10 protein-coding genes are annotated in these 10,223 nt (G+C 64.8%); 6 read left to right on the top strand and 4 right to left on the bottom strand.

Annotated elements, in window-relative coordinates:
- From M1B35_RS30680 to M1B35_RS30660, 5 genes are all read left to right on the top strand, one after another.
- The coding region (locus M1B35_RS30680; RefSeq protein ID WP_268263933.1) for an aldehyde dehydrogenase family protein at nucleotides 1–675 on the top strand (675 nt) is incomplete at its 5' end.
- A gap of 131 nt (nucleotides 676–806) precedes the next feature.
- Nucleotides 807–1,895 (top strand): ABC transporter ATP-binding protein, encoded by a 1,089-nt coding sequence (locus M1B35_RS30675; protein WP_123333723.1) that lies wholly within the window; start codon nucleotides 807–809, stop codon nucleotides 1,893–1,895.
- 201 nt (nucleotides 1,896–2,096) lie between these two features.
- Complete coding sequence (gabT, locus tag M1B35_RS30670; protein WP_123333725.1) at nucleotides 2,097–3,389, top strand: 4-aminobutyrate--2-oxoglutarate transaminase; 1,293 nt, start codon at nucleotides 2,097–2,099, stop codon at nucleotides 3,387–3,389.
- Between the two features lie 108 nt (nucleotides 3,390–3,497).
- On the top strand, nucleotides 3,498–4,184 hold the full coding sequence (locus M1B35_RS30665; protein WP_123333727.1) for an HAD family hydrolase: 687 nt from the start codon (nucleotides 3,498–3,500) through the stop codon (nucleotides 4,182–4,184).
- Nucleotides 4,185–4,220: 36 nt separating this feature from the next.
- Entirely contained in the window at nucleotides 4,221–4,712 is a 492-nt protein-coding gene (locus M1B35_RS30660) for an Lrp/AsnC family transcriptional regulator (protein ID WP_123333729.1), read from the top strand.
- Between the two features lie 39 nt (nucleotides 4,713–4,751).
- Here the strand turns inward: M1B35_RS30660 and M1B35_RS30655 are convergent, their stop codons facing one another.
- The 4 genes from M1B35_RS30655 to M1B35_RS30640 all read right to left on the bottom strand — a co-directional run bounded on the left by M1B35_RS30655 (nucleotide 4,752) and on the right by M1B35_RS30640 (nucleotide 8,626).
- Nucleotides 4,752–5,462 carry a cupin domain-containing protein gene (locus M1B35_RS30655; RefSeq protein ID WP_123333731.1) on the bottom strand — a complete coding sequence of 237 codons (711 nt, stop codon included), beginning with the start codon at nucleotides 5,460–5,462 and terminating at the stop codon, nucleotides 4,752–4,754.
- Nucleotides 5,463–5,479: 17 nt separating this feature from the next.
- A complete protein-coding gene (locus M1B35_RS30650; protein ID WP_185039258.1) occupies nucleotides 5,480–6,763 on the bottom strand; it encodes an NAD(P)/FAD-dependent oxidoreductase in 1,284 nt (427 codons plus the stop codon).
- Between the two features lie 55 nt (nucleotides 6,764–6,818).
- The gene (locus M1B35_RS30645) at nucleotides 6,819–7,523 is read right to left on the bottom strand and encodes an HAD-IA family hydrolase (protein ID WP_123333734.1); all 705 of its coding nucleotides are present in this window, start codon (nucleotides 7,521–7,523) and stop codon (nucleotides 6,819–6,821) included.
- A gap of 143 nt (nucleotides 7,524–7,666) precedes the next feature.
- Nucleotides 7,667–8,626, bottom strand: a complete 960-nt coding sequence (locus M1B35_RS30640; RefSeq protein WP_268263932.1) for a LysR family transcriptional regulator — start codon at nucleotides 8,624–8,626, stop codon at nucleotides 7,667–7,669.
- Nucleotides 8,627–8,774: 148 nt separating this feature from the next.
- On the opposite strand from M1B35_RS30640, the gene M1B35_RS30635 reads away from it, so the two are divergent.
- Entirely contained in the window at nucleotides 8,775–10,202 is a 1,428-nt protein-coding gene (locus tag M1B35_RS30635) for an aldehyde dehydrogenase family protein (RefSeq protein ID WP_268263931.1), read from the top strand.
- Nucleotides 10,203–10,223 lie beyond the last annotated feature (21 nt).

The raw sequence follows: 10,223 nt of genomic DNA, 5'->3' as shown, positions 1-10,223 counted from the left end.
GCGCCCTTTATCGTGTTCGACGACGCCGACCTCGACCTGGCGATCACCGGGGTCATGTTGAGCAAATTCCGCAACGCCGGGCAGACCTGCGTCTGCGCCAACCGGATCCTGGTCCAGGACGGCATCTACGAGCGTTTTGCCGAGCGCCTGGCCGCGGCCGTGGCTCAGTTGAACGTCGGCGACGGCCTGGCGGACGGCGTGACCATTGGCCCGCTGATCAACGCTGCGGCCGTGGACAAGGTGGCGCTGCACATCGGCGACGCCCTGAAAAAAGGCGCCTCCATCGCCATCGGCGGTGCGCCCCAGGGTGAAGGCCTGTTTGTGCAACCCACGGTGCTGCTGAACGCCACCACCGACATGCTGCTGGCCAGCGAAGAAACCTTCGGCCCTGTGGCACCGCTGTTCCGTTTCCAGGACGAGGCCGAGGCCCTGGCCATCGCCAACGCCACCCCCTATGGCCTGGCCGCTTATTACTTCACCCAGGACCTGCGCCGGGCCTTCCGCGTCGGCGAGCGCCTGGAGTTCGGCATGGTCGGTCTCAACACCGGCGTGGTGTCCATGGAGGTCGCGCCGTTTGGCGGCATGAAGCAATCGGGCACCGGCCGTGAAGGCTCGAAATACGGCCTCGACGAGTTCCTCGAAATCAAGGCCTGGCACATCGGCGGCCTGGACTGACAGCAAGGGTGCCGGGCGGCAGATTCTGTTGCCCGGGCACGGGAAAACGGCACGAACCAGGCCAGTGCCTGTGTTCAGATGACAGACAGATACTCCGGGCAATCCCCGCGCTCTGCATAGGAGAACGCTGCATGAAGTTCACTGAAGGTTTCGAGTCGGTCAGCGTCAATCAAGTCTGCAAGCACTACGGTTCCCTCAAGGCCCTGAACAACGTCAACCTCAAGGTCGAAGCCGGCGAGTTCATGTCGCTGCTGGGGCCTTCCGGCTCGGGCAAGACCACCTTGCTGAGCATCCTCGGCGGGTTTATCCGGGTCAGTTCCGGGAGCATCCTGTTCGGCGAGCGCGACGTGACCCTGATGCCGCCGCACAAGCGCGAGATCGGCGTGGTGTTCCAGAACTACGCCCTGTTCCCCCACATGACCGTGGGCGAGAACGTTGCCTTCCCGCTGCGCGCCCGGGGTGAAAACGCCGCCAAGAGCCGCGACCGGGTCAAGCAGGCCCTGGCCACCGTAGAACTGACCGGTTATGAAAACCGCTCCATTGCCGCCCTGTCCGGCGGTCAGCGGCAGCGGGTGGCCCTGGCCCGGGCGATTGTCTTCGAACCCAAGCTGATCCTCATGGACGAGCCGCTGTCGGCCCTCGACAAGCAACTGCGCGAGACCATGCAGATTGAGCTGCGGGCCCTGCACAAGCGCCTCGGCGCCACCATGATTTACGTCACCCATGACCAGCGCGAAGCCCTGACCATGAGCGACCGCATCGCCATCATGCGCGGCGGCCAACTGGTGCAGGTGGACACACCACGGCGCCTGCACGATCACCCGTCGGACGATTTCGTCGCCAGCTTTATCGGCGAGAGCACCCTGGTGCCCTTGCAGCGCGGCAGCGGCAATGACCTGACCCTGGGCGCCACCGCGCTGCGCACCACCCGACCGATCCCGGCCACGGGGGACCTGTTCCTGGCCCTGCAATCCGAGAAGCTGCTGCTAGACAACGACAGCGCCGGCCCGGAATGGAACCGCCTGCGTGGACGGGTTTCGGACATCGTGTTCCAGGGCGAAAGCCTCAAGGTGTTTGTCGACCTGGACGGCGGCCCCACCGTCAGCCTGCGTCAGCCCAGCCACCACGAAGGCAACCTCAGCCTGCCGCCGATCGGCGCGCCGATGCTGATGCGCCTGCACCCCGAAGACACCATCGTCGTACCCCGGGCCGGCGCCTGAGGCCCGCCCCACAGGGCTTCCAGGCAGCACGCCGGAGGCCCTGCTTCCCCGCCCCGCACGGGCACAGTCAAATGTTTCGCCAGCCCCCCGAAAAACAGTCGATCACAGCGCCGGGCCCGGCAAATTCAGCGCGTGGCGCGCCGGCCAATCCTTATCCTGATCACAGACCACCCGCCAAGCACGGCGTTTATGGAGATCGAGATGAATTCTGCACTGACTGAAAATCAACGCCTTCTGGCCCTGCGCGAGCAGCACGTTCCCCGCGGCATCGCCACCGCTCACCCGGTGGTGGTCAGCCACGCCCAGGGCAGTGAAGTCTGGGATGTGGACGGCAAGCGCTACCTGGATTTCGTCGGCGGCATCGGGGTGCTCAACGTTGGCCACAACCACCCGAAAGTGGTGGAAGCGGTGCGCCGCCAGGTCGGCGAAATCTCCCACGCCAGCTTCCAGGTGGTGGCTTATGAGTCGTACATCCAGGTGGCCGCGCGACTGAACAAAATGATCGGCGGCGACCAGCACTACAAAAGCGTGCTCTTCACTTCCGGCGCCGAAGCCGTGGAAAACGCGATCAAGATCGCCCGTGGCCACACTAACCGTCCGGCGGTGATTTCGTTCCGTGGCGGCTTCCACGGCCGCACCTTGCTCGGCGTGACCCTGACCGGCATGAGCCAGCCCTACAAGCAGAACTTCGGGCCCTTCCCGGCCGAGATTTACCACGCCACCTACCCCAACGAGTACCGCGGCATCAGCGGCGACGACGCCCTGGCGGAGCTCGACACCCTGTTCGCCACCGACGTCGCGCCGGACCGGGTGGCCGCGATCATCATCGAACCGGTGCAAGGCGACGGCGGTTTCCTCGCAGCACCAAAGGCCTTCCTCCAGGCCTTGCGTCAGCGCTGCACCGAACACGGCATCGTGCTGATTCTTGACGAAATCCAGGCCGGTTTCGGCCGCACCGGGACCCTGTTCGGCTTCCAGCACGCGGACATCCAGCCAGACTTGGTGACCGTGGCCAAGAGCCTCGCCGGCGGCATGCCGCTGTCGGGCGTGGTCGGTCGCGCCGAGATCATGGATGCGCCCACCCCCGGCGGCCTCGGCGGCACCTACGGCGGCAATGCCGTGGCCTGCGCCGCAGCCCTGGCGGTGATGGACCTGTTCGAAGAAGAAGACCTGCTGGGCCAGGGCGAGCAACTGGCGGCGCAACTGCGCGAAGGCCTGCTGGCCCTGCAGCAACGCTACCCGCGAATCGGCGACGTGCGCGGCCTGGGCTTTATGCAGGCCATCGAAATCGTCGCCGACGACGCGGCCAAGAGCCCGGACGCGGCCCTGGCGCAGAAGATCATCGACGAGGCGCGCAACGCCGGTTTGCTGGTGATCAAGTGCGGCGTCTACCGCAACGTGGTGCGCTTCCTCGCGCCGCTGGTGACCACCCCGGCGCAGCTGGCAGAAGCCTTGCAGATGCTGGACCAGGCCCTGGCCGCCGCCGGTGCCTGACCTGCGCCCGCGACACCCCAGGTAAAGGCCAGGCCCGACCCGCTCACCCCGGGTCGGGCTTTTGCCTGATGACTCAGGAAGCGCATTCGCTAGACCCAGGAGCGGCACATGAAAGTCACCCAGTACAAAGCGTTGGGCCTGTCCTTCGGCACCCTGGTCGACCGCGAACGGGGCATCCTTGAAGGGTTGCGGCCGTTGTCGGTGCAAACCGAGGCGCTGCACAGCGACGAGCAGGTGCTCAGTGCCTATCGGCGCACGGCCCAGGAGCTCGCCGCCCAGGGGCAAGCCGCCAGCGCCGCGGCTTTCCATGGCCAGCTCTACCAACGCCTGGCGCATCAATTGCATGTAGTACCGGGCTGGGACGAAAGTGTTGCCTTTAGTACCGCGTCTGGCCAATGGCCGATTTTCGAAGACGCGCCCGGCGCCCTGCAGTACCTCAGTAAGTTTTATCGACTGGTGCTGATCGCTCCGCCCCATGGCATGGACATCGATGCCCTGACCCGTCGCCTGCCCATCGCGTTCGACGCGATCATCGAGCCCCAGGCCAATGACTGGCACGCCAGCCTGGAACACGCTCTCGATCGACTGGGCTTGCAACGGAGCGAAATGCTACCGGTCCGCAGCACAGAGGCGGATGATCCATGGAACCTGCGGGTGGACTTCCCGGTGTGCACCTTGCGCCGCGACCAGCGCCAGCCCTGGAACCACTCGGAGCAGGCCCTGGACGGCAAGCGCTGCGAGTACGCCAGCCTGGCTGACCTGGTGCATGCACACCAGAAGGCCCTGCACGCCTGACCCAGTATTCAAGACTGACATTGCGAGGAGTCAACGATGGAAGCGGTAACCAAACTCGATCGTATCGACATCAACATCCTGGTCCAGCTGCAAAAAGACGGACGCATGACCAACGTCAGCCTCGCCGAAGCCGTCGGACTGTCCCCCAGCCCCTGCCTGCAACGGGTCAAGCGCCTGGAAGCGGCGGGCTACATCAGCGGCTATGAAGCCCACGTCAACCTGGCCAAGTTCGCCAACTCGGTGACGGTGTTCACCGAAGTCACCCTCTCCGACCACAAGCGTTCCGACTTCGCCAAGTTCGAGTCAAGCATCCGCAATATCGACGAAGTCCTGGAGTGCCATTTGATCAGCGGTGGCTATGACTACCTGGTGCGTTTTCTCACCAGCAGCATCCAGCACTACCAGGAGCTGATGGAGTCGATCCTGGACAAGAACATCGGCATCGAGAAGTACTTCAGCTACATCGTCATCAAGTCGCCGGTGGTCAAGAGCACCGTGCCCCTGCGCAGCCTGCTGCGCTCGGCCTGATCGATAGAATGAACGGGGCCGAACGGCCCCAGGCGGGTGTCAGGAAAGGATGCAGAAAATCTTGCGGACGGTCTCGGTGCTGGTCCAGGCATTGCTCGCCCCCACCGGCACCACCACGGTCTCCCCGGCCTTGATGGTGCAAGGCGCAGCGCCCTCGGGGCTGAGGGTGATGGCCCCCTTGAGGACGTGCATCAACTCGCAGTAGCCCGGCTCAACGGTCTTGCGCTCATAGGCTTCACACTCCCAGAGACCGATCCGCAGGTTGGCGACGCTGAACAGGGTCTGGCTCCAGGCCTGGGGCGTCTGGCTGAGCAACACCTCGACAGCCGGCGGATCGCACGGCTGCAACGCCAGGCACGGATCAATCTTCAGCGGCAGGCGCGGCATCGGCGCGGTGCGCGACAGGCCGGGAAAGACCATGCACAGGTAACGCAACTCGCCGGGCTGGTGCCAGTCCAGGGTGATGCCCCGGGGAATCACAAAACAGTCCCCCGGGTGCAGGCCGATCCTGAAGCCTTCGCCCTGCAGAATCAGGGTGCCGGACTCGACGATGCCCAGTTCCACCCAAGGAAAGTTTTCGATCACCCGTTGCGTGCCAGGGCTCTGGTACATGCCCACGGCGTAGCCTTGGGCAGAGTCATGCCAGTTCAGGGCGCGGCCATTGGCGAGGGGGTCGTCGACCCAGGTCAGGTTGTCGCTGGGCAAGCGCCGGGCGCTGGCCGGATGGGAGTAATGCAACATCGCAGGCATGTCTTCAGACTCTCGGCTTAGCGACCAATAAGGTCGAGGAACTGCTGCCAGCCTGCGGCCAGGCGAACGCCCGGGGCGCGGAAGGCATGCAGGGGAATGGGCTGGAATTTTTCGCCGGCCAGCAGGCCAAGGTCAACCTTTTCGCCTGCGGTCATGCGCGCCAGTTGCCCGCCCATGTAGGTGGACATTGCCACCCCGCCACCGTTATAGCCAATGGCATAGAAGCTTTGCTCGTCAAGCTGACCGGCATGGGGCAGGTAGTCCAGGGTCATGGCCACCAGGCCTGACCAGCGATAGGCGATGGGCTGGTCACGCAACACCGGGAACACCTCCCCCATACTGCGCTGCAAGGCACGGAACGCCGTCTCGGAATCGTTTTTGCCGAAGGCCCCGCGACCGCCAAAGATCAACCGGTCACCCACCACCCGGAACCAGCGCAGCATACGCTTGGTGTCGCCGCAGACCTGGCCGCCGGGCATCAGCGTGGCCAGCACCGCAGGCGCCAGGGGCTCGGTGGCGATGATCGCGCTGCGAAAGGGAATCAGCCGTCGGTGCAGCGTATCGGTGACCGGGGTCAGGTCCGAATAGCCGTTGGTGGCGTAGATCACCTGCCGCGCACTGATCCGTCCCTGGGGCGTTTCGATGATCATCCGTTGGCCATCGCGATGGACCTTTTGCGCCGGGCTGTTGATGTAAATCTTGACCCCATTGCCGGTGAGGCTGCGGGCCATGCCCCGGGCGTAGTTCAGCGGGTGGATGCCGCCCGCCTTGGGGGTCAGCAGGCCGCCGTGAAACAGGTTGGAGCCGGTGTATTCCGCGACTTCGGCAGCACTGAGCATAAAGGAGGAGGCGCCGCCGGTTTCGCGCTTGATCCACTCGGCAGTGGCTTGCAGCCCGGCCAGGGCATGAGGGTTGTGGGCCGCGGCGATGTGCCCGCCCAAGTGCAGCCGGGCTTCGTCGAGACCCAGGGCTTCGACGGTTTCCACCAGGCTGTCCACGGCGTCATAGCCGGTGCGGTACATGCGCAAGGCGGTGTCACGGCCAAAGCGCGCCATCAGCGCGGCGAAGCCCACACGAAACTTGGGCGACACCACCCCGCCGTTGCGCCCGCTGGCACCCCAAGCCAGGGTCTTGGCGTCGATCAGCAACGGCTCGCGGCCGCTCAGGGCGATATGCCGGGCGGCGCTCAAGCCGGTGTAGCCGGCGCCGATGATCGCCACGTCGCACTGGCGCTCACCTTCAAGGGATTGCAGCGCGGGGCCGGGTTCGGCGGTGGCCGCCCATAAGGTCTGAAGAGTCATTGCCGGCTTCCGAGAAAAAAGGGGCGCCGGCACGATGGCTGCAGCGCCCGGGGGCTCAACCCAGTTCCTGCTCTACCGCGTCGGCCAACTGGGCCAGGGAATGGTAGTGGTAGTGGGGCTTGGTGTGCTCGGATTCCAGGGTGCCGCCGCTGCCCTTCTGGGCGTGCCGGCGTTCGATCCAGCACACCTGGTAGCCCAGGCGCACGGCCACGCCGATGTCGTGGTATTGGCTCTGGGCCACGTGCAGGATTTCTTCAAAAACAATGCCCTGGGTCGCCAGCACGCCACGGGTGTAGGCAAAGAACTGCGGGTCGGGCTTCTCGAAGCGCACGTCGTCCACCGTGACCTTGACGTCGAACGGCTCATCCAGGGTCTTGGCCATGTAGTCCAGGGCCCAGATCTGCGAGTTGGTGGTGGCCACCAGCTTGAAGTGCTTGCGCAGGCGCTTGAGGGCGGCCACCGAATCCGGGAAGGCCGGGAAGTTCTGCACCGCCAGGGCCAGGCCGCGCGCATAGTCATCGTTGTCCGGCAGGCCGAGCTTGGCGGCGATCAGGTGGTAGCAGCGCTCCAGGTCATCGGGCCACCAGCCGGAATCCGGCAACGCCCGGGCTTCGCGATAGGCCTTGAGAATCTCGTCATCGCTACGGGCCTGGCCGGCCTCCCCCGCCACTTCACGGACATGGGCCAGAATCCCGGCTTCGAAATCGATCAGGGTGCCGACGACATCAAACGTCAGGGCTTTGAACTGCTTGAATGACATAAAGCGCTCCGCAAGGTAGGTCAGGGGGGATCGGAAAATCCGTCTGGATGGATTATCGACCTCGCCGCGGCAAGCAATATTCCGTTTTCAGCCACCCCTGAGGCATAACCTACTGTTTTTTTACTTGCGGCGGCACAGCCCCCTTATAGCGTCGATCGAATGACCTCGGCCAGGCGCAAATGTGGGTAGGCGGCATCGATTTGCGCCAGGTCATTGTGCATTTCGGTAACGATCCAGTCCCTCACTGCCGCCACCAAGGGACGCAACGGCCGATTGCCCGGCGACACCAGGCAACAACGTCGCGCACTGACCCGAACCTGGTCCGCCGCCGGCAGCAACTCGCCCTTGGCCAGGCAATGGGAAACCACATTCAACCAGCCCAATGCCATGCCCTGGCCGAGCAAGGCGGCTTGTACCACCACCGCATAATCGGAGAACACCAGGCTGTTGTCGGCCCCCCCCGGACGCTGGCCCAGGGTGTCGAAATGCTCGACCCAACCGCGCTCCTGGCTGTCCATGCTGATCAGGGTCCGGGGCTGTTTACGCGCGCCCTGCTGGAGCAGGTCAGCGTGGTACTGGCGGTTGCACAGGGGAATGGTGATTTCTGGCAACACCAGCATATCCGTGGCTTTCAGGCTTCCGACCTCGAGGTAGCGCATGCCCAGGTCGACGTCCACCAACGGCCCGCCGATCTTCCCCGACATCAGCTGGAAGCGCAGGTCGACACTGGGAAAGGCTTCGCTGAAGCGACTCATGCGCGGCATCAACCAATGGGTGGTGAAGGCCGTGGACACCGACAAGGTAATGGTCTCCAGGCCCGTGGCCCGGGACTCGATTTCGCTGATGGCGGCCTCGATGGTGGCGAACCCTTCCTGGACCCGGCGATAGAGAATGCTGCCGCTTTCAGTGAGCCGGGCGCCGCCCCGCACACGCTCGAACAACTGCACCCCGAGGTGTTCTTCGAGGCGCGCCAGCATGCGACTGACCGCCGGCTGACTGACACAAAGTTCTTCCGCCGCCCGGGTAAAGCTGCCACAGCGGGCGGCTGCCTCGAAAACGAACAGGGAACTGGAGCTGGGGAGTTTACGACGGAGATTTGACATGACTTGATATTATGCCTGGCCCAACTATTAGTAAATTGCCGTCGCACAAAAGCCGCGACTAATCTTGCGACGCCAGACGCCCCGCCCGCCCCATTCCTGTGCCCGGCTCGCGGCGTACTTTTCAAGACCAGCAAGAGGCGCCAACTTCATGGAACACGCTCTGCAGTTCTACATCGACGGTCGCTGGGTCGAGCCCCACGGTCGCGAACGCCTGGCGGTGATCGACCCGGCCACTGAAACCGCCTTCAGCGAGATCGCCCTGGGCGACCGCAACGACGTCGAGGCCGCCGTGCAGGCGGCGAAAAAAGCCTTTCCGGATTTTTCCGCCACCTCCCCCGCCGAACGCAAGGCCTTGCTGCAGGATGTGCTGCAGGCGTACCTGCAACGCTACGACGAGATTGCCGATGCCATCACCCGCGAGGTCGGCGCGCCCCGCGCACTGTCCCATGCCTGGCAGGCCGGGATCGGCCGTATGCACCTGGAACAGTTGATCCGCAGCCTGGAGCACTTCGACTTTCAACGGCAACGGGGCACCACCCTGATCAACCAGGAAGCGGTGGGCGTGGTGGCGCTGATTACCCCGTGGAACTGGCCGATCAACCAGATCGTGTGCAAGGTCGCGCCGGCCCTGGCCGCCGGCTGCACCATGGTGCTCAAGCCCAGTGAAATCGCCCCGCTCAACGCGCTGATTTTCGCCGAGGTGCTGCACAGCGCCGGGGTGCCGCCCGGGGTCTTCAACCTGATCAATGGCGACGGCCCCACGGTCGGCGCCGCCCTGGCCGCCCATCCGGACATCGACATGGTGTCGTTCACCGGTTCAACCCGGGCCGGGGTGGAAATCGCCCGACTGGCAGCGCCCACGGTCAAGCGCGTGCACCAGGAACTGGGGGGCAAGTCAGCGAATATCCTGCTCGACGACGTGGCCCTGGAGGCCGCGGTGACCCAAGGGGTGAATGCCTGCTTCAACAACAGCGGCCAATCCTGCAACGCGCCGACACGCATGCTGGTGCCCGAGGCCCTGCACGACCAGGTGGTGGCGATTGCCGCCCGCGCGGCCCAGGCCCATCGCCCGGGCCCGCCGGATGCCGACGACACCACCCTGGGCCCGGTGATCAGCGAACGGCAGTACCTGGCCATCCAGCGCATGATCGGCATCGGCCTGGAACAGGGCGCGCAATTGGTGGCCGGTGGTTTGGGGCGCCCCCAGGGCCTGGAGCGCGGTTACTACGTGCAGCCCACGGTGTTTGCCGGAGTGACCCCGCAAATGACCATCGCCCGCGAGGAAATCTTCGGCCCGGTGCTGGTGATCCTGCCCTACAGCGATGAGGCGCACGCCATTGCCATGGCCAACGACAGCGTGTTCGGCCTGGCCGCCTACGTGCAATCGGCGGACCTGCAACGGGCGCGCAAAGTGGCCCTGCAATTGCGTGCCGGCAGCGTCTACCTCAACTACCCGGACTGGGACAGCGCCGCGCCCTTTGGCGGCTACAAGCAGTCGGGCAATGGCCGGGAATACGCCGAATGGGGTTTGGAGGCCTTTCTTGAAACCAAGGGCATCGTCGGCTACGGCCACTGACCTTGCAGCAGTAAAACCGCG

Origin of the sequence: Pseudomonas morbosilactucae, from assembly GCF_023241665.1 — a bacterium.
GTDB lineage: Bacteria > Pseudomonadota > Gammaproteobacteria > Pseudomonadales > Pseudomonadaceae > Aquipseudomonas > Aquipseudomonas morbosilactucae.
This window is presented reverse-complemented; position numbering and strand designations above follow the sequence as displayed.

Bases quoted from the DNA above. Each gene is read 5' to 3' on its own strand.
- M1B35_RS30675 (WP_123333723.1), top strand. From the start codon at position 807: ATGAAGTTCACTGAAGGTTTCGAGTCGGTCAGCGTCAATCAAGTCTGC.
- gabT (WP_123333725.1), top strand. From the start codon at position 2,097: ATGAATTCTGCACTGACTGAAAATCAACGCCTTCTGGCCCTGCGCGAG.
- M1B35_RS30665 (WP_123333727.1), top strand. From the start codon at position 3,498: ATGAAAGTCACCCAGTACAAAGCGTTGGGCCTGTCCTTCGGCACCCTG.
- M1B35_RS30660 (WP_123333729.1), top strand. From the start codon at position 4,221: ATGGAAGCGGTAACCAAACTCGATCGTATCGACATCAACATCCTGGTC.
- M1B35_RS30655 (WP_123333731.1), bottom strand. From the start codon at position 5,462: ATGCCTGCGATGTTGCATTACTCCCATCCGGCCAGCGCCCGGCGCTTG.
- M1B35_RS30650 (WP_185039258.1), bottom strand. From the start codon at position 6,763: ATGACTCTTCAGACCTTATGGGCGGCCACCGCCGAACCCGGCCCCGCG.
- M1B35_RS30645 (WP_123333734.1), bottom strand. From the start codon at position 7,523: ATGTCATTCAAGCAGTTCAAAGCCCTGACGTTTGATGTCGTCGGCACC.
- M1B35_RS30640 (WP_268263932.1), bottom strand. From the start codon at position 8,626: ATGTCAAATCTCCGTCGTAAACTCCCCAGCTCCAGTTCCCTGTTCGTT.
- M1B35_RS30635 (WP_268263931.1), top strand. From the start codon at position 8,775: ATGGAACACGCTCTGCAGTTCTACATCGACGGTCGCTGGGTCGAGCCC.